Raw genomic sequence first — 21,361 nt, forward strand, 5'->3', positions numbered from 1 at the left:
ACTAGGGCATCATATTTTCAACACCACTCGCCCTAAAGTCTCTCCGGCCTCCAGTGCCCTCTGCGCTTCGCCCACCCCCTCGAATGAAACAACCCGGTCAATATGGGCACGCAGTGTGCCTTGGTCGGCCCTTGCGGATATTTCGTCGAGAACGCGGACTTGTCTCAGCCTACGCTGATGGTCGCGAGCGATCTGCGGCAGGCCGATATTGACGAACGAGATGTCCAGGTTTCGCCATTCCGCGAACCCGTTTCCTCCGCTCGGCCAATTCGAGACCACGGTGTTCACAAGGCGGCCATACGGTGCAACGTGACCGAAGCTTCGCGCGAAGTTGTCATGTCCGACAAAGTCGAACACAACATCGGCTCCCTCCTTGCCACTCCAGGACTTCAGTGCCGAGCCGATATCTTCCATCCGATAACGGATTGCCAGGTCGGCACCCAGCTTCAGCGCGAGGGCGGCTTTTGCCTCACTTGAAACAGTAGTAGCCGTCCGCGCCCCGATGGCCGACAGGTACTGTATAGCGATATGGCCAAGGCCGCCCGCTCCACCGTGCACCAGGACGTGATCGCCTGGCTTGACCCTCCCCTTGTCGAAGACGGCTTCCCACGCGGTCAGGCCGACCACAGGGAGCGCGGCAGCCTGCACGAAATCGAGGTTCTTCGGCTTTCGCGAGAGGTAAGCCCCCTGTATCACCTTGTACTCCGCGTAGCTGCCCGGGTTCCCAGGATAGCCGCCATCGATGTACCAAACTTCGTCTCCAATCGCCACGTTGTCGACAGCGTCGCCGATATCCTCAACGACGCCAACGCCGTCGATGCCAAGGGTCGTCGGCGATCCGGCGTCTGCATCTGGATCGGGCCTCTGTCCACTCTTTCTATTCTGCCAATCGGCCGGATTAATCCCGGCAGCGACCACTTTGATGAGAGCATCCTGAGGTCTCTCGATTTTCGGCTTGGGTATGTCCCGCACCTGCAAGACTTCAGGTCCGCCGGGGGTGTCCAGCACCAACGCACGCATCTTCTCAAACATCGCGCCAACCCCCACCGCTCTGTTCGACCGCATTGATCAGCCGATGCAGGTTGACGGCGCTTTCGAACGTCGGGCTTTGGCGCGTGCCGGACATTTTGTCGGAGGCAAAGAGTTCGTAAAGTTTCTTAACGTTGCCAATCAGGACATTCTCATCCGGCCCGAATTCGCCTGGAACGGGTATTGGATGCAGGTTCTCGCCCGCTTGCGCACCAGAAAGGTTGAACCCGCCAACGCCCACGTAGCCGACCGGGCTGGTCAGGAGCAAGTCTCCCTTGCTTCCGTTGATCTCCATATGGAAATTCGTCGCGCGCGACAGGCCACCGCGGAAATGGCTTGTCACAAAAGCGCCCGATTCAAGCCTACCGCTAAAGGCGATCTGGTCTGCGACAATGAGCGGAACAACCTCGCGACCCTCCACTATTCTGATGGTGGGCCGCCGAGTTGCGAGCGTCCCTGAAACGCTGAGGAACTCAGAGCCCAGCGCGAACCCAAGAGCGTCCATTGTATGCGCGAACGGCACGTGCAGCATGCTCGCCCCCTTGGATGGATCCAGGGTGTACCGGAAGGCTTCCTCGATTTCCTCGCCCCAGGTGATCCCGGAGCCGATAACGGAGGCCGAGAGAACCTCGCCAACATACCCGTCGCCGACGAGCTGCCGAATGTGCCTGATGGCCGGGTTGGCGCGGGTCTGGAGACCGATCATCGTCGAGACACCCCTGGCAGCGGCAAGCTCGTTCATGGCTTCCGCATCGCTGACGTTCATGCCGAGAGGCCATTCGGAGAACACTGATTTCCCCGCATCCAGGGCGGCGGTCACAAGCTGGAGGTGTTCCGGGACCCTGACTGTAACGACGACGAGATCCACTTCGGGGTGGTTCACGAGCTCCTCGGTTGATGAGACAGCGTGGTCGAACCCGAACTTCTGTGCCGCTGCCTGTGCGACTTCAGTCCGGCTGTGGCTTAGAACCGAAAGCCTGAACTGCGGCAGTTCCTGAAGAGCGGGAACATGGGCGGTAGATGCCCAGCCACGGTCGGGGTGTACCCCGATGATGCCAACTCTGATTGATGCTTGGGTGGTCATTGGATGCGCTCCTTGGGCTTGATTTCAAGAATGGTGCGACGGAGGGCGAGCTTCGCAATGCGCCACTGTCCATCCGCCAGCTCCCACGTTTCGTGGTAGTGTCCGTAGCCATGCATGCTGGCCGGACGCGTTTCGTCTTCCACCGGGAAGACGAGGTAATCCTCCATGGACCAGATCGCCGTGACCTGGTGGGCAGACACTCGTTCCAGTTCAGCGTTGTGGACTTGGTGGATCGTACGGGCGCCCTCAAGGAAGTGGGCGGTTACCGCGACGAAATCGGCGACAGAATTGAACGCGCCGACTGTGTTTCCTTCAGGGTCCATGAACCGGACTTCTGGCTCGGTCGAGAACAGCTTCCCGAACTCATCCCAGCGTTTGGTGTCGATGTATCGGCAATACCGGGCCTTCTGAAACCCGATTTCTTCGAATACCTCTGTGTCGTTCTGCATTTGCAATCTCCGTTAGGGTGTCTACATAAGCCGTCGGTTCCGGACGTTTGAGATCGGTTAGTCTCGGATTGTTGTCGGATCGTCCGACTCTGACGAGGTGACATGGACGCGCTTTCGAAAATCTTCACTGCCCCCCGCATCAGAGGGGCGAAGTTCACTCGCCTGGAGGCCAGCGCACCGTGGGGGATAGTTTCCCCCGGCGAGCCAGTGGTGAAGTTCGTACATGTCGTGAGCGGCTCGGCTGTATTGACCACGCCCGACCAGGCCCTGCCCACGCGGTTGGAAAGCGGTGACGTCTTCATCCTGCTGGCGGATGCCGCGTACCAGATTTTCGACGACGAACGTTCGGTGCTCATCGATTGCGTCGACGTCGAGCTAGCCCGCGTGGGCGACGGTATTAAGTTCGGCGGCGGCGGAGCCACGACGACATTCATCAGCGGGTCCTTCGAGATGGAGCCGCTCGGGCGCAATTACGTCCTCGACGTGCTTCCGCCGTTTCTGCATCTAACAAAAGGCGTTGGACGGACGGAGGGTTTCGCGACCATCCTGAACATGCTTGCACTTGAAACCTCCGTTCCTGGTCTGGGCGCAGACGCAGCGGTGGCCCGACTATTCGAGCTTCTGTTTATCCATGCGCTCCGCGCCTACGTGGGCGATGACAGGCACCAGAAGCGCGGTTGGTTGGCCGCTGCATCGGATGTCCGGCTAAAATCCGCTATCGAGGCGATCCATGCCGATCCCGCAAAGGACTGGACCGTCGATGCCCTTGCCAGAACGGCAGGCATGTCGCGGTCCGCTTTCGCGGCGCGTTTCAGAAACGTTCTTGGCCAAACTCCGCTGGAGTACATGACCTCATGGCGTGTCTACTGCGCTTCGGCGCTTCTCCTCACATCCCCAGCGCCGATATCGGAGATCGCCCACAAGACCGGATATGCATCTGATGCCGCATTCAATAAGGTGTTCAAGCGAGTAACCGGATATACGCCGGGCATGTTCAAGCGCGTGAATGAACCCGCGAGCCGCGCTTAGCGTCCTTGATCGAGGAGACGAAGCGACATATCCCAAAGCCTTTGAGCGTTGGCTGTGTCGAGGGCATATCCGGCGACGCCCTCCAACCGCTGCTCCGGCCGACTTTCAACCACGGGAGCCTCGGCGCAGTCCTCGAAATATCGCCCGCTCGTTCCCCCCACCAAAGGGGAAGCTGCCAGGAGCACGGAAGTCGCCGCGCTTCCTCGAGCGTTTTGCGGAGATGTTCGGGTGTTCGCAGTCCGCCAGTATGACGCTGTAGATTGGTCGCAATAGCTCCGGGGTTAAGCGCGTTCGAAACTATCCCGTCGTCGGCCAATTGATAGGCGATGCCAACGGACAGGAGGGTGCAGGCGGTTTTCGACTGAGCGTAGGCTAGCAGTGGAGCGTAAGGGATGAAGCGGAAGTGCGGGTCGCCCCAGAAGACCGGGCCGAACAAGCTGCCACTGGAACTCACGGACACGACCCGCGCGTGTTTGGCCATGGCGAGCGATCGGCGGAGGCCGAGCGTCAGGGCGAAGTGCCCGAGGAAGTTCGTAGCGAACTGCATCTCCAATCCTTCGGCCGTTCGTTGAAGCTCCGGCAACGCCATGATACCCGCGTTGTTGATGAGCGCGTCAATCGGACCTTCCCAGCCGTCGACGAACTGACTTACGGAACGGAGATCGGACAGATCCAGCGGCCGCACCGTGATTTCGGTGTTCGCGGACCTGATCCTGAGGTCTCGGGCGACGACTTCGGCCGCCTCCGGACGACGCGCGGCGATGACAACGGACGCACCGGCGGCGGCAAGAGCTGCCGTCGTCTCGGTGCCGATCTCGCTTGCGCCTCCGGTCACGATCATTGTCTTTCCATGGAGATCAATGCCCTTTACGACATCCGAGGCCGTTGAATGGAAACCAAATGGCAGTTGGAGCATGGCACCGTCCTTGGATGTTCGTTTCTTGGCAGGACAGGGAACCGGAAGGTCACTCGGTGATCTTGACGAATCCTTGCTGGACGAGCTGGATCGTCCGCGCCATGGCGTCGAGATTGATCTTGATGCGGGGCAGAAGATCTGCGTTGCCCCATCCGTTCACCTTCGCAGTCGCTCCGCAAAGCTCGACTTTGACGCCGATGTCGATGAGGTCCGCGACCAGCTTTTTGTAGGGGTTGCCAGTGGCGATGTTCCGCGACGCATTGTAGGCCTCATCGCCTAGCGTGACGTGGCCGGCATTGGTGTGGAACACCACGATCACTTCAGAAGCAGCCTTCCAGTTCGCTATATCGGTCGTGATCAACTGGAGATGGAACAGAGCCGCAGGCAGGTCGCCCTCGAACTCCAGGCCTCCGATGCTGTGGACTGACTTCACTTCTCGCAATTCGACAGGGATATCGATTACGAGCTCGCTTTTTTTATCCGGCATGTTCGTCTCCTTCGAGATTAATGGTTGCGAATAGATCCGGGACGCCAACTGGCGGCGCCCCGGAGGCGCGCGAGGGAGCGGTGGGAGGAGCGCGCCGAAAGGGTTTCGTGAGATCGGTGCACCCTAGACGCCGGCGTAGACGAGCCTCGTGAAGAAGGCGGGATCAATCACGAACTGGCCCCACTTCTCGTCAAACGCAGCCGTGGGCTTTGCCTCGACCGTCTCATCAAGCGACCGTCCCTGCCGTTTCAGCTTGGCCACGTTCTCGCGGATTGCAACCAGCATGTCACGGAAGTCACGCAACTCGGCGCGATTGCTCACCGGGTTTCCATGTCCAGGAATGATGATGGTCTTGTCGGTGGATGCGGCGAGGTTCGCTTCAGAGGCAGCGATCATTCCGTCGATACTTCCGCCTGTTGAGTGATCGATGAACGGATAGATGCCGTTCCAGTATGTATCGCCCACATGGAGGACATCTGCCTCACCGAACATCACAAAGATATCGCCGTCGGTGTGCGCCGGGCCGTAATATTTCAGAGCGAGTGTGTTACCATTGAGTTTGAGCGTATGCTCCTTCAAGAACACATGCTGGGGGACGCCGCTCCGCGCCAGCGGTAGAAAATTGTAATCCCAGTCCTCTACGCGTTGGACCTGCGAAAGGTAGTTGCGGGTGTTCTCATGCGCGATGATCTTTGCACCGCTGGAGCCTATCCAGGGGTTTCCATCCGCGTGATCGAAGTGCCAATGCGTGTTGATCAAGTGGGACACGGGATCCGGCGAGATGTCGGATAGCGCCTTGGTCATCTGTTTCTGCGAGACACTGATCCCGGCGTCCACCATGACGAGGCCGTCCTTGCCGCCCAACACAGCGATGTTGCCACCCGACCCTTCGAGGATGGTGATGCCATTCCTCAGCTTGTGGGTGGAGATGGTGGACTTGGCGGCGTTGTCCTTTATGAGACTCACTAGGCCGCGCGCCTCCGCATAGGCATCGCGGGGGCTCAACCATCCTCCCGTGGCGGCAAATCCCGCCGCACCAATGCAGCAGAGGCAAAACCCACGGCGCGAGAGCATGTGTTCGGATTTCATGACATACCTTTCCGCAGCCGGTCTCGAACGAGCCGACAGCTTTCGAACTGGAGTTGGAGACGTCGAGGGCGGGCGCTACGGCCCGCCCGGCCATCAGGCCTTGATGAAGGCCAAAAGATCAGCGTTGATCACGTCGGCGTGCGTCGTGAACATTCCGTGGGGGTAGCCGTCGTACACTTTGAGCTTCCCGTTCTTGAGCAACTTCACCGATAGCTCCGCGGAGTCGGCGATGGGAACCACCTGGTCGTCGCTGCCGTGCATCACGAGCACAGGCACATCGATAACCTTAAGGTCCTCCGTGAAGTCGGTCTCCGAGAAGACCTTGATGCATTCGTAATGTGCATTCGCGCCGCCCATCATGCCCTGACGCCACCAGTTGCGGATGGTACCTTCCGAGACGGTCGCACCGGGGCGATTGAAGCCATAGAACGGCCCGCTTGCGATATCGAGGTAGAGCTGCGCGCGGTTCGCGGCTAATGCCGCCCGGTAGCCGTCGAACACCTCGATCGCAAGTCCGCCCGGATTCTTGTCCGACTTGACCATGACCGGAGGGATTGCGGAAATGAGAACCGCTTTCGCGACCCGGCCCTTCCCATGTCTTGCCACATATCTTGTGACTTCGCCGCCGCCCGTCGAATGGCCGATATGAATGGCGTCGCGCAGATCGAGAGCATCGGCCAGAGCCGCGACGTCGGCCGCATACGAATCCATGTCGTTGCCACCGGATGTCTGGCTTGAGCGGCCATGGCCCCGGCGGTCGTGTGCTATGACACGGAACCCCTTACCCAGGAAAAACAGCATCTGGTTGTCCCAATCGTCGGCGCTGAGTGGCCAGCCATGATGGAATACGATTGGCTGACCGGAACCCCAGTCCTTGTAGAAAATCTGCGCACCGTCTTTCGTCGTGATGCTGCTCATGATCTCACTCCCGGTTTCGATGTTTGCATTGATCGGATTTGAAGAGGCCCTGGCCGCAAGTGCCTGCATCGGCAGCGCGACGAGTGCCGTGGCGGCCGTTCCCATCAAAACCTCCCGTCTTGTCACAGCGGGTATCGGAAAATGTTCTCTCGAAGTCATGGTCCTGTCCCTTTTTCGGCCGGATGGCTCTGTGCGGGTGGAGGTCTTCCGTCCGGCTTTCTGTGTTTGCCCAGGCTCAGATGCAGGGCGGTCAGCCAACGACTGGCGCGGCCGCAGCCCACTCTTTGCGCGTGGTCGGATTACCGTCGATCGTCTCGATGATGTCTTTCGATTTCGAAAGCGTGGTCATCAAGGACTTCGGCCCCTCGAACGGCCTTCCTCCGATGTGCCAACCATCCGTGTGCAGTTCCTCGATCAGAACCCATACGACCTCGCGGAAGGCTTCCGAGCCTTCGAACTTGACCATGACATCGGTCAGCGCCTTGGCCATGGCATGTTTTTCCTCAGGCGTAAAAACGCCGTCGACGAGCTTCACATTCACGAATGGCATAGTCTTCTCCTTTGCTGCAGTGAGACGCCCGCCTACTCGGCGACGTCGATGACGATCTTTCCGCTGGCGGTGCGACTTTCGACCTCGGCATAGGCTGCCGAAACAGTCTCAAAACTGAAGCGTCGCGGGTCCAGAAGCGGTGTGACCTTTCCTGCTTCGACCAAGCGCTTCGCCTCGCGCAGGATCGAGCCGTGGTGGGCGCGGCCTTCTCCGGTCAGGATCGGCAGGAGCGTGAAAACACCTGAGTAGCTAGCAGCGCGGAAGGAGAGCGGGCCGAGTGAATGCGTGCCCCATCCGAGGCAACTGACAACGTGGCCGAACCTGCTCACAGCGTTGAACGCCGCATCAATCCCTGCCCCGCCGACGGTATCATAGACGACATCGAAGCCGCGTCCCCTCGTGTGGTCCTTCACGTACTCCTCGACGGTAGTCTGATGGCGGTCTATCGCCGTCGCACACAGCTCTTCGATCTGCCTCTGCTTCGACGCTTTGTCCACGGCGAAGACCTGAGCTCCGAAGGCGCGTGCGATTTGGATTGCTACATGACCGACGCCGCCAGCACCGAGTACGAGCACCTTTTGCCGTGCCTGGACGGCAGCGCGATCGACCAGCCCTTCCCAGGCCGTAATGAACACCAGCGGCAGTGCGGCGGCCTCGCGCATGGTTAGATTGTTTGGCTTGGGTGCCAGCAGATCGGCATCGACAGAAACGTAGGTCGCCAGTGAGCCCTGCAGGCCTCCAACGCCGCCCGTCAAGCCGAAGACCTCGTCCTGCGGCTTGAAGGACGTAACGCCCGGGCCGACTGCCTCGACGACTCCGGCCAGGTCCATTCCGAGGATTGCGGGCAACGGATGGCGGGCGTGCGGGGCCTGTCCGCTCTTGATCTTGAGATCGAGCGGGTTGACGCTGCTCGCCTTGACGCGGACGAGAACCTCCCCCGCCGCGGGAGCCGGGCAGACCATGCGGGAACGGACAAGGTCCGAGTTCGTCTCGGTGAGGACGAGTGCGTCCATTTCTGTAGGCATGGTGGTCATCATCGGTCTGCCCTTTGTGCGTTGCCGACAATCCGGCGACGGGCACAAGATGACAGAACACGGCGGTCACCAGCCAGTGAATCGCGGTGAATTCTTGTGTGACGGTCAAGCGGGCGTCCGCGGAACGGAAAGTTTGGATCAGGACAGTTCGGCCAGGATCGCCTTCGCCGCGCGCAGGTCCTCGGTATCGAGACCTTCGCTGAAACGTTCATAGACCGTGCCCAGAAGCTCGCGCGCTCCAGCTCTGTCGCCGCGTCCCAAAACCGATTGAGAAAGGCTAACGGCCGCTCTCAATTCCAGGGAAAGTGCGTCCTGCTGTCGCGCCAGTTCCATGGAATGGAGATAGCATTGCTCGGCTTCGTCGCCATGTGCGCACTTCGCAAGGATTTCACCTTTCAAACGGTAGAGCTCCGTAATATACCAGAGTTCCTCCTTATGCTCGCTTGCGGCAATGGCCGCCTCCACTTGGGCGCGCGCTTCGGCGTGCTCGCCGAGCGAGGCGAGGCCCTCGGCCAGGAAGCAGACAAATCTGACGTTGTAGAGGTTGAAAAGCTTGACCTGCCGCAGTTCCGCCAGTCCGCTGCGGAGATGCGGAACGCCTCTTTCGGGATCTCCCCGCTGGATCAGCAGGGCCGCTTTCCAGCAGCGGCCGAATACCTCCCACGGACCCAGGCCGTTCAGTTTGGCCAAATCAAGCAGTTCTGTGATCGCGAAATCAGCCGCCGCGAGATCCCCGACATGAACCAGGATTGGACATGACCACCGGGCCAATGCTTCGCAAAGCGAAATTGCGTGGCCGGAGGTGCGTGCCGCCTCCACGGCGGCATCGGCGGCGCGCACGGCCTGATCCGGGAAGCCCTGCATCCACAGGAGCTGAGCGGGCTGTATTCGCGCCGAAACGGACTGACCAAATCTGAACCGGACGAACCCGCCAGGGGGAAGCTCGGTCGAGATATCGTGCTCCAGCATGAGATCGGCGTGGCGACGGGCACCCCGGAAATCTCCCATACAGAAGAGCGTCATGCTCAGCATGCGGTCGCCGATGAACCTGTCGAGGCCGTTACGAGCAAGCCTCACGAACCGATCGGCATTATCGCGCGATGCCCGATACTCGCCCATACCCACCTGCGCGATCCACAAGCCCCACAGGGCTTCTGCCTGCGCGTCGACGTCGCTCAGCTCTTCGGCTATCTCCAGTGCCTTTGCGAACGCGGCAGGAGCCTGTGGCGCGAACCCGACCTTGAAGGCCTGCGAGAGACCGAGCGCCCTATAGAGCTGCATGACCTGACGGGCGCGCCCATCCCGCTTTTCCCCTGGATCGATGGCAAGCAGTGCGCGGCGCACACACGTCAAGCACTCATCGACCAGCGACAATTGATACCAGAGCGGAATTGCCGAAACAGTTACGGCGACCCCTACATCGGCGTCGCCGTTGTCGGCGTACGCCCAGTCGAGAACGTAGCGGACGTTGTTGATTTGTGACCCGTACTTGAGCAGCCAGTCCTCGCTTGACAGGGTTTCCACTTCCTCTGCCGAATGCTCGAGGGTCTCGCACAGATATCTCGCAAGACGCTGGACGGCGAGGCTTACCTCCCCTTCTTCCTGCAATTTGCTTGCAGCGAAGGCACGTGTCGTATCGAGCAACCGGTATCGTGCCGCCTTGCCGTGCGTATCAACAGCTAAAAGGGACTTCGCCACGAGTTGCGCGAGTTGCCCCGGTACATCGCGTTCGTTTGCGAGCGCATCGAAAGCAACGGCTGCGGCGGCCTCGCGCCCGAATTCACCAGCGAACACGGCGAGCCCTCGCAACACCGCCTGCTCCTCGCGCGAAAGCGCACCGTAGCTCCAGTCAATCATGGCAGCCAGCGTCTGGTGACGTGGAAGAGCGGTGCGCCTGCCCCCTGTCAGCAATCGTAGCCGATCATTCAAAAGCTCCGCTATTCCTCGGGTGCCAAACGCCTCGACCCGACCGGCAGCGAGCTCGATTGCCAGGGCAATTCCGTCGAGCTGACGGCATATGTGGCTGACGATCGGAGCTTCGTCGTCGTCGAACGTGAACTCACTTCCGGACGAAGTTGCTCGGTCCACAAAAAGGCGGATGGCGGGAAATGCCAGAGCATCGGAAGCCGTAAGACCCGAGCCAAGCGGGGGCATATCGAGTGCGGGAAGCCTGTAGACGCTCTCCCCCTCCACCCGCAATGCCTCTCGGCTGGTAGCCAGAATGCCGATAGCCGGAGCCTCCCGGAGCAGGATCTCCGCCAGTCCTGCAGCGGCGTCGAGAACGAGTTCGCAACTGTCGAACACCAGAAGCATACGCTTGTCGCGCAGGTGCGCGGTCAAGAGGGAAACAGGATCGCCCGTGATCTCCGGGAGCCGAAGCTGTGATGCCAGGACGGACGGAAGCGACGAAGGATCCCGAAGCGGTGCCAGATCCAGAAAGCACACGCCATGCTCATACGATGAAGATAGCTCTTCCGCCACACGGATGCCGACCGTTGTCTTTCCGATGCCGCCGGGACCGACAATGGAGACAAGACGAGACCGTTGAACCCGTCCTTCAAGGATTTCGATTGCCTCCTCCCTTCCGATCGGTCGCGTCAGTTGCCGTGGAAGGCTATTCGGCGCTGCATCCTCGGTAGCCCCGTTCGGGAGTTCCGAGCGGGAAATTGGCGCAATGAACCGATAGCCCCGCGCAGGGACGGCGGCAATGTAGCGCGCCGTGGATTGGTCTTCGCTGAGCGCCCTCCGAAGCACGGCGATCTGCGCTCTGAGGTTCGATTCCTCGACTATCGTGTTCGGCCAGGCGCGCGCGATCAGTTCGTCTTTCGTCAGGAGCTCGCCAGGCCGTTCCGTCAGCGCGATGAGGATGTCGAGCGCTCGCGACCCGATTGGTACCGGCTCCTGGTCTCTGACTAGGAGGTGACGTCCCGGGTACAGCCGGAAATCGCCGAAGGATGTCGCAACATCCGGCGCCCCCGTTGCGTTTGGAAATGCCTGCCCTTCCATCCTGATCGGCCCTTAAAGAAAAGCGGTGTCAGCTCGCGGCCAGTAACGCGGCGCATCATATTCGATCCAGTCGGGTCGGAGAATGATAACGCATAGAATGCTAACTCGAGAAACTTTTGGCAACAATTAGCGGGCCACCCATCTTCTCCTGGCGATATCAGTCCGTGTCGTGCCGTCGTCGGTCGCTGAAAGGCATCATTATGCTTCAAGTTATTTCAATATCTAAATCCGTGATCATGGCGCTCCTACGCCACAACCTTTCGGCCCTCTCCGGGTCAATCGCATAAGGGCGCACCCCGAAGGGGCTTTCGGTCTCGACGGACGCGATGTCGCAGTTCTCGCAGTATACTCCTCCTAGAGAATTCAAAAGTGGGGAGGTTGCGCACCAGACCGTCGTAGCTGCGCCCTGCCCGGGTGTTTTTTTGTCCGCAGCCGGATTGATCACCGGAGACCCGTCTGGCTCGAGCGCGCCGACAGCGTCGAACTCGGATCGGGATAGATGCCGGATTCCCGGTGTGACGATCATCCCCGGATGAACAGAAAATGCGCGAACTCCATTCGCGCGGCCACGCCTGTCAAGCGCCACCGCGTAGAGGGCGTTCGCTGTCTTGGATTGACCATAAGCCATCCACTTATCATAGGGACGTCGAACGAAATCGATATCCTCGAAATCGACATCGGATATCTGGTGTCCCCGGGATGACAGGATGACTACTCGCGATGTCCGGGCGGCCACTAACGCTGGCCACAGCAGCGCCGTGAGCTGATAGTGTCCTAGGAAATTGATTGCGAAATGGCCCTCATGTCCACGCGTATCACGGAAAAGCGGCTGCGCCATTATGCCCGCGTTGAGAACGAGAATGTCGATCCGACCCCATCGGTCGAGGAAAGCGTTCGCGAAAACTTTAACTGATGCCTCGTCCGCAAGATCAAGGGACCACACATCGACATTGTCGGTTCCGCTCAACGCCGCGCGGGCAGCGACAGGGTCGAGAGCGGGAACATGTACGCGCGCCCCGGACGATGCCAACGCGCGGACCGCCTCAAGCCCGAGACCGGACGAACCACCAGTTACTACAGCAACCCGTCCCGTTAGGTCCGCGTCGCGCACTACCTCCATAGCCGACATGGCGGCTCCGAACCCGGTCAGCAGTGGTTCTTGAACTACTTGCAATCTGCCCCCAAGAATTTGATCGTCGCTATGATCGGCACTCGAGGATCAGGGCGATGTCAGAGATATACCTTGCCTTGCAGACCGCCAAACTATCAAACCACCGAAGGGCAGGCAACACGATGCGCCGGATTGCATCGCCCGATCGACGGGAAGCGAGCCGTGGCAAATCTTCCGAATATTAAACGACGGTCAGAATGTGAGCGAGCACTCAGTCACCATCAAGGTGACTGAGACATGCCGGTAACATCAGACTGACTCCTTCCAGGTAGACAGCGCGTGGTATGAAGGACCGGAATGGTGGCGCGAAGTGATTTCCGCTCCAGCCGATAGGACATTAACCGGTGAGACAGTCGCCGCTGGCCGTTTAACCCTAGCAGGCGTAGCCGGCGCGGCTTCGGAGTATGCCAGCCCCACATTGGTCTCAGCGAAACCGCTTGGCACAGTTCAAGGGACCACAGCTACTTCGGGATAGAAGTGGAAAACAGCGCTGCCGGTGTTCCTGGGTCGTCGGCATCGGTGACCAGCAGGAGATCCAGCCGATCACCGTCCAGCCGGGCGCTTATGCCCTCTACCTTGTACGGCCGGTCGAGCCGCTGCAAGGACAGCAACTGCCCGTCATTGTCGACGATCCCGATGCCAGCTGCGATGCAGGGTCCATCGCGATAGGCATCTTCGGTATCTTCTGCGACGGCGCAGAACACCATGTCGCCGTTGGGCAGCGCCGTTGCGTCGGTAAAACAGAAGGGAACGCCCCGGATCAAACCGAGGTCCAGCCGAATTATGGTGGAAGGTTCGACGGTATTGGCGCGTGGGCTCTGCAAAGCGTCGAGAACTCGCGAAAGCGGATAGCGGATGATCGCGTTGTCGGCCTGCCGCTTGTTGCCGCGCTGGAACAGGCGCAACTCATCCCCAAAAACGACGGCGCCCTCGATGTTGAGTTCAGGGAACGCGTCTTTGAGTGGACCGAGGATGGGCGATAAATCCAATTCACGAGGCGAACCGCAGACCGCGCCGTTTGCGTCGAGGCCGAGCAGGGCACCACGGCGACGGTTTGGTCTTGAGCCCGAGCCAATGGCCAGGAGGGCGCCATGCGGAAAACTCCGGAAGGGCGGAATGAGGACAAGCGCCTCCAGGTCAGGTTTCCGCCGCTTCCGCTCAGCCTTAATGTCTGGCAGCGCGCCATCAAACAGGCGGATCAAATCGCCGGGTTGAGGCTCGGTTGTCGAAAACACGCCCAGGTGAAGCTCGTCGTCGGCGACGACGTACAGGGTCGAACCGACACACACGAGCCCGCTCGCCGCACTGATGTGCAAGGGCCTCCTCCTCGTAGAGGGCGCCTTGATAATGAGCTCGCGTATCTTGGTCAGGCTGATCATTGCCGTGTCTTAGCAGGCTGAACTGGGGAGCTCCACCTCCCCTCCCCCGAAGACCGTGCACACTTCGATTTTCTCAGAGGCGCAAAGGCCGTCGGTTTGGCGAAAACAGTCTCAAATGCAAATCTGTTATGAGCGCTTTACGCGTCACATGGTGCTCTAACCGCACCACTCGTCTCAGCGCCATAACAACTGATAATGTTGCATTATCGCTCGCAGCCCTGGCGACCGGGAAGGCTGCCGGTATCGTCGCGCAGAACCGTAAAGATACCGTTTCCGTCTCGACGCTGGGGGCGTGAACTCCGATGAGATGAAATCGCAACTTCATCCAAGTAAGGCGCTTAGCTCCCGGCCTGTCCCTTTTCCCGATAACTCGAGGCCCAGCTTCCCAGGAGGCTTCGTAACCAAATATCCATTGTTACTATGGCACCAATGCTGACTCAGAGGGCAAACTCCACGATCACGAGTCCGACGGCAAGGGCGGGCTGAAGGAGGCATATGACCAAGAGACCCATGAGCCCGCGCGAAGCGGCGGCCCGTGCTCTTTGCAGAAAAGATGGTCACCCGGAGAATATCCAGTTCGAAGGCCGGCCGATGTGGGAGAGCTATCTCGACACCGTGGATGTGGTGCTGGAGACCGCAACGCCACTCTCGATAGAGGCGACGGCGTTGCGCATGACCGAATTGATCCTGGAGGAACATCGCAAGACGATGATCCATTTTGATGCCAGCAAGGCGTGGATATTTGAGACCTATCAGCAGTGCCTGGCAAAGCTGAGAAAACTGCCGTGACCGGCAAAGCGCTTCCGACCCTCCTCCCCTCCCCCGGACTGGACAAACAGGACGCCACTTCGCGATTTACGGCTTCTCTTTCAACTTGCCAGGTTGAGGAGCTTGTATTCGATCAACGTCGAAACAAGTGCAATCCTTTGCTCGTCGTTGATTTCGCCCGGCAATTCGCGCACGAAAAAGCTGCCGTTATGCGCGATGAATTCCAGAGCTGACCGGGCCGTCTGGTCGACCGCGAACACCGCTTCACCCTCATTGCTCAAAAGTTCAACCATGTCGTCGTCATCCTGCAGGTGGAAGGCGTGGCTGCGAGAATTGACGATGCGCCGATCAAGCGTGACGTTTTTCTCGTCGTACCAAAGGTCAGGTAGCGGCTCGCCGAACAGTTCTTCGTACCGCTCTGCGAACATATCCAGCGTCGACGGCGCCATTTTCGGCAATCCGTCTACGGCCGGTGCGGTACTCGGTGCATGCTGAATGTACTTTCCGAAATTCGCCCTGCAGTATTCGATGTACTGGCGTGTGAATAGAATAAACTGGTGCCAGATCTGATCGATCCTGAGCGAATACATCCCCCAGGCGATTGTGGGGCTGGACGCCGTCAAAACGAGGTATCGCTTTACCTCGCGGAAGAGCGCTTCTGCCTCTTCGGAAGAACTGACGACGTGGTCCTTCAACAGTTTCTCGACGAGATACGGTGCTTCGAACGCTAGAGCTTCAGCATGGTCATTCGTAGCGATTGATGAAGTCGGCGCGGCCGTGGTCATTGAGCTTGCGCCAGGCACTGGCAGGTGCATGGCACGCAGTGTGTTCCATCGCAAATAATTTCGCAGGTGCAAGTATCGCGAGCCTGGGCCCTAACTCTCATGCGAAGCCCAGCTCGCCGCACATCCGCCATGGCTCCGTTCTGCCTTGGGAAGGCCGCACCTTGTGCGCTCGTAGAACTGGTCTGGCTGATGACTGCGTCTCGCCGGACCCAAACGGCGACCGCGCCGAGACTGGATTTCGGCAAGTCGGCGGTTGCGACGATGTCGCTTTCGGCGATCTCGATACCACCGGATAGCTCATTGAGCCGGAAAATCAGCCGTATGTGCCCCTCCCGGGTCGCCGGCGCAACAAATCCGGTGAATGCAACAGCATTTTCACTGCCGGCTTCCAGTAGCCGGGATACCAACGCATTGGTTTTCAGCCCCTTTATTGGGTCCGGTTCTTTGGCCATCATGATCTCCTTGTGGACCGTGATCCACGAAAAATTTATCTCTGGTAAATTAGGGCCGACAACATGCTCGACCTGCGGAACTGAAAATTGGTTGGGTCAGATCGCGGCAAGTTTCGCTTTGCGGCAAATCTGGAACCCACACCGTCAAGTGCTTCACGCCGTCTGCGCCGATTTTCTGTCCAGCTCCATCTTGAATTGGAAGAAACCGACGCCATACATTCATCGATGCTCATATATATGCACGAAGTTGTGGTGCTCGGCAACAGGTTGCATTCATATTCCCATGCAGCTGAAGGGCGCGAGTAGGATTGGTCATCGAGCCGAGCGCTGCCAATAATGGGAGCTTCAGTACGTTTCTTGTGGGAAAAAGTTCATAGCAGTAGTTGGGGCGGTGATCGTGATGCCGGTTTTTTCTTGCCACACCCGTGACGGCCATAATCATTTCACCCATGTGAGCCTACGCTGGAAACGGATCAGGCATCAAGATGTCTAGAACACTGAAGCGGTAGTGGACGATGGGCCGCCCTACTCAATCTTGAATTCGGCAAACGGAAGACAGGCCGGTCCATTGAGTACAACTACCGACTTCATTTTCGAACTGGTGAGAGCCGCGAATGACATCGGAAACCTGACGCCATTCGAAAAGCGTCGGCTGCTGGAGCGTGCCGTTAAAACGATCCGCGAGGGCCGCGACCAGGTAGGGACAGCACCGAGCAAGACGGAACCGGACAAGGTGGTTGATCTTGAGACCATCGCGGCCTCAATCGCCTCGGCTCCTGATGTGCTCTTCGGTCATGCCATGCTCGAGGCTGCCGATATGATCCGGACGCTGAAGAAGTTGGATGCCAAAGAGAAAGTTGCCAGGGGCGAATGAAAAAGCGGGACCGAAGCCCCGCCCGGTTAAGCACTTCGCGGTTTTCCTGATTCAGGATTCCCGAAATTGGTGATCTGTGATTCACTTGGCTCATGGAAGGAGAACGACCATGGTCAAGCCGCATCCGATTGAGTTGCGTGCGCGTGTTATAGCGTTTGTCGAGGAAGGCAATAGTCACCGGCGTGGCGTCTTGGTCGATCGCTCGACGGTCAGCCGCCTTCTGCCTGTCACCGGCGACCAGCGACACCGAGGAGGTGCGCGCGTTTCCACACTATGAACCGGGCAACGGGAAACCGGGTAGCATCTCGGTATGTGGACCAAGTCATCGGCAAATAGGTCATCACTGAGGACCAGGTGAAAGGCTACGAGCGTGGCGAAGGCGAGTACATAATTCTGGAGGAAGAGGAAATCGACGCCGTCGCGCTCGAAAGCGTGTGGACGATCGAAATCCAGAAGTTCACGCCGCGCGAATCCATAGACTGGATCTGGCTCGAAAAGCCTCATTACCTCGTTCCGAATGACAAGGTTGGGGAAGACGCCTTTGCGGTGATCCCGCGATGCCATGCGAGCAGAGAATGTTGTGGGAATATCGCGTCTCGTATTCGGCCAGCGGGAGCGCGCGGTGATGCTCGAACCACGCGACGAGGGCATTATCCTGTGGACGCTTCGCTACGGCGATGAGGTGAGGCCCGAGGAGGAATATTTCTCTGGCATCAAGGCGCAGCCGGAGGGCGGCCTTGCTCCTTTGATGAAGCAGCTGATCCAGAAGCAGACGAAGGAATGGTCTCCCATCTCTGATCTCATTCAGGATCGATATGTAGAGCTGATAGCCGCGAAGAAGAAGACGATGAAGAAGCCGGCAAAAGCGGCGAATAAAAAATCTTCCGGCGGCGACAATGTCATCGACATCAAGGCGGCACTAAAGAAGAGCCTCGAAGAAAATAAGCAGCGTAGCCGGTAGTCTTCGGCGCCCGGTCCAAGCACCAGCTTTGAGTAAATTGGGTAACAATGAGTTTCTACACGTGGACGATATCAAAGCCTGGCCGTCAAACCATTAAGAATGGGGGCCATGTTGACTAGCTGCGCGGCTATCTGCGGGAACTTGACCTTCCGGGCATCGCACTGCCGGAATTTGTCACTCTCGGTACGAAGGTACCGACCATGGAACATATAGCCAGAAACGAGGCAAGCTGGATGAATTGTCGGTGACATGGACAAAGATCGATGGTCATTAAGGAACCGGTCAGCCATAGGAACAAATGAGTGATTGATGTTCTACGGAAACTGAGGACGCGCCATGACCTTCTATGCATGGACAATATCAAAGCCCGGCCGGCGGATATCAAGAAGGTGGGCGATCTGGAGGAACTGCGGGACTATTTGCGCGTTCTTGATCTTCCCGGCGCCGCTCCGCCGGAATTGGTCACGACAGACGCCAAGGTTTCTGACCATGAAACCTACACCCACAACGAAGGCAGTATGGACGAATGGTCGTTGACCTGGACCAAGATTGACGGCGAGACTGAACTCATTGACTGAGCCCAAACGTGGCTTAATGCGCAACCGCATAGCTCAGCTTAGCATAGCTATCTACGGTGGAAGGCGTTTATAGAATCTACAGCGCCGGCACTGAGCAGAGGAAAGTTAGCGAGAACAATCTGGGACGCTTAAGGCGGGGATGACCTGTCAAATGGCGCCACACCAACACCTGTCCGGAACACGTGAGTTAATGCCACGATAGTGCAGTTAGCCGCGGCTAACCGCCGACTCGGCCTTGAGCGCTTAGGTTAATAATCAACGTCTATTCGTCTGTTCATTATCAAACTTTTGACCCAGTTAGCCGCGGCTAACTGGGCATAAAACCACGCGTTAACTTTTCGTTAACTAAAAAGGTCTTGCTCTGTTGCAAGAATCGGCGCTTAGATTGCAACTGCGGTCTCAAACGAATTCTTCGACAAAAACCGCAGTTGGAAAAACTGGACAGATTTATGACTCAGACCGCTGCGAAAAACATATCGCCAAACGCATCGGACCTCAAAGGTCTTATTCAGCGGCACTCTGCAGCTCTTTCTGCACAACTGCAGGCCCATCACGCAAGCGTCTTCCCCCCACATTCAGAAAAAGGAATCCGAAGTTTCACACCAGCTGAGACATCTAAGCTTGTCGGAATAGGCGAGGGCTATCTTCGTCAGATTGCCGCAGAGATGCCAAACTTGACAGCAAGCCAAAGCGCGGGCCGTCGAGCCTATTCTGTCGAAGACATCCACGAACTGCGAAAGCATCTCGATCAAGGGTCTAGGGGTGGACGTCGTTACCTGCCACACCGCCGTGGCGACGAGGAACTGCAAGTCATTGCTGTGATGAATTTCAAAGGCGGGTCTGGCAAGACAACTACAGCTGCTCATCTGGCACAGTTTCTCGCGCTCCGCGGATATCGCGTGCTTGCAATTGACCTCGATCCTCAGGCCAGCCTTTCCGCACTTTACGGCCACCAGCCTGAGATCGATGTCGGACCGAATGAGACACTGTATGGGGCAATTCGTTATGATGAACCGAGACCGATCGCTGAGATTGTGCGAGCTACATATATTCCTGATCTCCACCTCATTCCGGGTAACCTGGAGCTCATGGAGTTCGAGCACGATACGCCAAGGGCACTAATGAAGCGCCAAACTGGCGATACACTTTTTTTTGCTCGCATAGGTCAGGCAATCGCGCAGGCGCAGAACCTCTACGACGTCGTAGTAATCGATTGTCCGCCGCAACTCGGTTACCTCACCCTATCGGCTTTAACTGCCGCAACTTCCGTTTTGGTCACCGTGCATCCGCAAATGCTGGACGTAATGTCGATGAACCAATTTCTGGCTATGACTGGAGATTTACTTGAGGAGATTTCCGTCGCCGGTGCCCGTTCCGACTACAATTGGATGCGCTATCTGGTAACTCGCTTTGAGCCAAGCGATGGCCCGCAAAACCAAATGGTAGCGTTCCTTCGGTCAATATTTAGCGAACATGTGCTGATACATCCAATGTTGAAAAGTACTGCGGTTTCGGATGCCGGTCTAACAAATCAGACATTATTCGAAGTCGAGCGCGGGCAATTCACAAGGGCGACATACGATCGAGCGCTTGAATCCATGAATAACGTCAATGCTGAGATTGAATCACTGATCAAGAAGGCGTGGGGGAGGGCGGTATGAGCAGGAAAGACGTCTTCGCACACCTCACACCACTACCTGTTTCGGTCACGGACGGCGAAATCCGGGCTCCAAAGGGCAGGGGGAGACCTATACTTGGATCCCCGGAATTGATTCAAGATGCATCGCGCTCTCCCGTCGGAGCGATCGGTCAGTCTTTGAGCGAAGTCAGTAGACGCAATGAACGAGCAGAGGAGATAGAGAAGCGTTTAGCGAAGGGACAGATGGTCGTTTCGCTGGACACAGCGGACGTCGATCCGTCGTTCGTACCTGATCGTATGCTTGGGGCGGCGGAGGCACACGATCGCCTTGTTAATTCTATCCGTGAACAAGGCCAGCAGGTTCCAATACTCGTGCGACCGCACCCAGAACACGCAGGGCGGTATCAGGTAGCATTTGGACATCGCCGACTGCGTGCTCTTAAGGAACTCGGGGGTGGCGTTAATGCTGTCGTTCGCGACCTCACGGATGAGCAGCTCGTCGTTGCACAGGGACAGGAGAACAACGAGCGCCAAGATCTCACCTACATCGAGAAGGCGCGCTTCGCCCAGCGGCTGCAGCAGCGCTTTTCACGTGACGTAATCATGGCCGCGATGTCACTCTACAAAAGTGACCTTTCGAACATGTTGTCTGTCGTGTCCCGCATACCGGAAGAGTTGATCGATTTAATTGGACCCGCGCCAACCGTGGGCCGGCGTAGCTGGATTGAAGTGGCTGACCTTGTGTCAAACGCAAAAACACTCGATCGGGCAGCCGTTTTTCTTCGCAAACCTGAAATACAAGAAATGGCGTCGGAACAGAGGTTTAAAGCGCTCATTGCTCATCTCAAGCCTCGGGTGAAGAAAACTAAAGCTGACGTATGGGCCACGCAAGACGGAGCCCGGTTAGCAAAGGTTACTTACAACGACGCGAAGTTGACTATTTTGATCGATCGAAAGGGGGCACCTGAATTTGCGTCCTTCGTGCTCGATCAACTCCAATTATTGTTCGAAGAGTATCGCTCTAAGAACTGATTTTAGAACCAAACTAGGAGAGTGGCGCAAAAGAAAAAGGCCCCCAAACGTTGCCGCTGTGGAAGCCCTTCTCGTATCTGTGACAAGACAGAGAATCGCATTTCCCGGAATCACAGTCAAGAGTCTTTGGC

General features: G+C 58.0%; 21 protein-coding genes and 1 pseudogene. 8 read left to right on the forward strand and 14 right to left on the reverse strand.

Annotated elements, in window-relative coordinates; all coding sequences use genetic code 11:
• Positions 1-9 precede the first annotated feature (9 nt).
• Genes ACP7BS_RS24160 through ACP7BS_RS24170 form a run of 3 tightly spaced genes read right to left on the reverse strand, consistent with a single transcriptional unit; the run spans position 10 to position 2,562 of the window.
• Positions 10-1,032 carry a quinone oxidoreductase family protein gene (locus ACP7BS_RS24160; RefSeq protein WP_426240126.1) on the reverse strand — a complete coding sequence of 341 codons (1,023 nt, stop codon included), beginning with the start codon at positions 1,030-1,032 and terminating at the stop codon, positions 10-12.
• Positions 1,025-2,113, reverse strand: a complete 1,089-nt coding sequence (locus ACP7BS_RS24165) for a Gfo/Idh/MocA family protein (RefSeq protein ID WP_426240127.1) — start codon at positions 2,111-2,113, stop codon at positions 1,025-1,027. The genes ACP7BS_RS24160 and ACP7BS_RS24165 overlap by 8 nt, the downstream gene beginning before the upstream one ends.
• A complete protein-coding gene (locus tag ACP7BS_RS24170; protein WP_426240128.1) occupies positions 2,110-2,562 on the reverse strand; it encodes a nuclear transport factor 2 family protein in 453 nt (150 codons plus the stop codon). The genes ACP7BS_RS24165 and ACP7BS_RS24170 overlap by 4 nt, the downstream gene beginning before the upstream one ends.
• Positions 2,563-2,664: 102 nt before the next feature.
• Here ACP7BS_RS24170 and ACP7BS_RS24175 point away from each other — a divergent pair, with 102 nt between their 5' ends.
• On the forward strand, positions 2,665-3,591 hold the full coding sequence (locus tag ACP7BS_RS24175; protein ID WP_426240129.1) for an AraC family transcriptional regulator: 927 nt from the start codon (positions 2,665-2,667) through the stop codon (positions 3,589-3,591).
• Here the strand turns inward: ACP7BS_RS24175 and ACP7BS_RS24180 are convergent.
• The 9 genes and pseudogenes from ACP7BS_RS24180 to ACP7BS_RS24220 all read right to left on the reverse strand — a co-directional run bounded on the left by ACP7BS_RS24180 (position 3,588) and on the right by ACP7BS_RS24220 (position 14,141).
• A pseudogene (locus tag ACP7BS_RS24180) lies at positions 3,588-4,432 on the reverse strand (SDR family NAD(P)-dependent oxidoreductase). The gene ACP7BS_RS24175 and the pseudogene ACP7BS_RS24180 sit on opposite strands and share 4 nt — an antisense overlap.
• A 124-nt stretch (positions 4,433-4,556) precedes the next feature.
• Positions 4,557-4,994: a DsrE family protein gene (locus ACP7BS_RS24185; protein ID WP_426231531.1), complete on the reverse strand. Its 438-nt coding sequence runs from the start codon at positions 4,992-4,994 to the stop codon at positions 4,557-4,559.
• 123 nt (positions 4,995-5,117) lie between these two features.
• Positions 5,118-6,083 (reverse strand): MBL fold metallo-hydrolase, encoded by a 966-nt coding sequence (locus tag ACP7BS_RS24190; protein ID WP_426240130.1) that lies wholly within the window; start codon positions 6,081-6,083, stop codon positions 5,118-5,120.
• Between the two features lie 93 nt (positions 6,084-6,176).
• Positions 6,177-7,001: an alpha/beta fold hydrolase gene (locus ACP7BS_RS24195; RefSeq protein WP_426240183.1), complete on the reverse strand. Its 825-nt coding sequence runs from the start codon at positions 6,999-7,001 to the stop codon at positions 6,177-6,179.
• A 250-nt stretch (positions 7,002-7,251) separates the two neighbouring features.
• Positions 7,252-7,551 (reverse strand): tautomerase family protein, encoded by a 300-nt coding sequence (locus ACP7BS_RS24200; RefSeq protein WP_426240131.1) that lies wholly within the window; start codon positions 7,549-7,551, stop codon positions 7,252-7,254.
• Between the two features lie 32 nt (positions 7,552-7,583).
• Positions 7,584-8,588: a zinc-dependent alcohol dehydrogenase family protein gene (locus ACP7BS_RS24205; protein ID WP_426240132.1), complete on the reverse strand. Its 1,005-nt coding sequence runs from the start codon at positions 8,586-8,588 to the stop codon at positions 7,584-7,586.
• Between the two features lie 135 nt (positions 8,589-8,723).
• Positions 8,724-11,591 carry an ATP-binding protein gene (locus tag ACP7BS_RS24210; protein ID WP_426240133.1) on the reverse strand — a complete coding sequence of 956 codons (2,868 nt, stop codon included), beginning with the start codon at positions 11,589-11,591 and terminating at the stop codon, positions 8,724-8,726.
• A gap of 205 nt (positions 11,592-11,796) precedes the next feature.
• Entirely contained in the window at positions 11,797-12,720 is a 924-nt protein-coding gene (locus ACP7BS_RS24215) for an SDR family NAD(P)-dependent oxidoreductase (RefSeq protein ID WP_426240134.1), read from the reverse strand.
• 503 nt (positions 12,721-13,223) lie between these two features.
• Positions 13,224-14,141 (reverse strand): DUF6929 family protein, encoded by a 918-nt coding sequence (locus tag ACP7BS_RS24220; protein WP_426240135.1) that lies wholly within the window; start codon positions 14,139-14,141, stop codon positions 13,224-13,226.
• A gap of 510 nt (positions 14,142-14,651) precedes the next feature.
• On the opposite strand from ACP7BS_RS24220, the gene ACP7BS_RS24225 reads away from it, so the two are divergent.
• Positions 14,652-14,930: a hypothetical protein gene (locus ACP7BS_RS24225; protein ID WP_426240136.1), complete on the forward strand. Its 279-nt coding sequence runs from the start codon at positions 14,652-14,654 to the stop codon at positions 14,928-14,930.
• 80 nt (positions 14,931-15,010) lie between these two features.
• Here the strand turns inward: ACP7BS_RS24225 and ACP7BS_RS24230 are convergent, their stop codons facing one another.
• Both ACP7BS_RS24230 and ACP7BS_RS24235 read right to left on the reverse strand, forming a co-directional pair.
• Positions 15,011-15,694: a glycine-rich domain-containing protein gene (locus ACP7BS_RS24230; RefSeq protein WP_426240137.1), complete on the reverse strand. Its 684-nt coding sequence runs from the start codon at positions 15,692-15,694 to the stop codon at positions 15,011-15,013.
• Complete coding sequence (locus tag ACP7BS_RS24235) at positions 15,691-16,146, reverse strand: hypothetical protein (RefSeq protein WP_426240138.1); 456 nt, start codon at positions 16,144-16,146, stop codon at positions 15,691-15,693. Before ACP7BS_RS24235 ends, ACP7BS_RS24230 begins: the two co-directional genes overlap by 4 nt.
• A gap of 508 nt (positions 16,147-16,654) precedes the next feature.
• Here ACP7BS_RS24235 and ACP7BS_RS24240 point away from each other — a divergent pair.
• The 6 genes from ACP7BS_RS24240 to repB all read left to right on the forward strand — a co-directional run bounded on the left by ACP7BS_RS24240 (position 16,655) and on the right by repB (position 21,230).
• The gene (locus tag ACP7BS_RS24240) at positions 16,655-17,020 is read left to right on the forward strand and encodes a hypothetical protein (protein ID WP_426240139.1); all 366 of its coding nucleotides are present in this window, start codon (positions 16,655-16,657) and stop codon (positions 17,018-17,020) included.
• A 354-nt stretch (positions 17,021-17,374) separates the two neighbouring features.
• Positions 17,375-17,701, forward strand: coding sequence for a Ku protein (locus ACP7BS_RS24245; protein ID WP_426240140.1), 327 nt, complete (start codon positions 17,375-17,377; stop codon positions 17,699-17,701).
• Positions 17,583-17,981: a Ku protein gene (locus ACP7BS_RS24250; RefSeq protein WP_426240141.1), complete on the forward strand. Its 399-nt coding sequence runs from the start codon at positions 17,583-17,585 to the stop codon at positions 17,979-17,981. The genes ACP7BS_RS24245 and ACP7BS_RS24250 overlap by 119 nt, the downstream gene beginning before the upstream one ends.
• 350 nt (positions 17,982-18,331) lie before the next feature.
• Positions 18,332-18,559, forward strand: coding sequence for a hypothetical protein (locus ACP7BS_RS24255; RefSeq protein ID WP_426240142.1), 228 nt, complete (start codon positions 18,332-18,334; stop codon positions 18,557-18,559).
• A gap of 449 nt (positions 18,560-19,008) precedes the next feature.
• Positions 19,009-20,220: a plasmid partitioning protein RepA gene (gene repA, locus ACP7BS_RS24260; RefSeq protein ID WP_426240143.1), complete on the forward strand. Its 1,212-nt coding sequence runs from the start codon at positions 19,009-19,011 to the stop codon at positions 20,218-20,220.
• A complete protein-coding gene (gene repB, locus ACP7BS_RS24265) occupies positions 20,217-21,230 on the forward strand; it encodes a plasmid partitioning protein RepB (RefSeq protein ID WP_426240144.1) in 1,014 nt (337 codons plus the stop codon). Before repA ends, repB begins: the two co-directional genes overlap by 4 nt.
• The last annotated feature ends 131 nt before the right edge of the window (positions 21,231-21,361 follow it).

This window comes from Pararhizobium sp. DWP1-1-3, from assembly GCF_049896125.1.
GTDB lineage: Bacteria > Pseudomonadota > Alphaproteobacteria > Rhizobiales > Rhizobiaceae > Pararhizobium.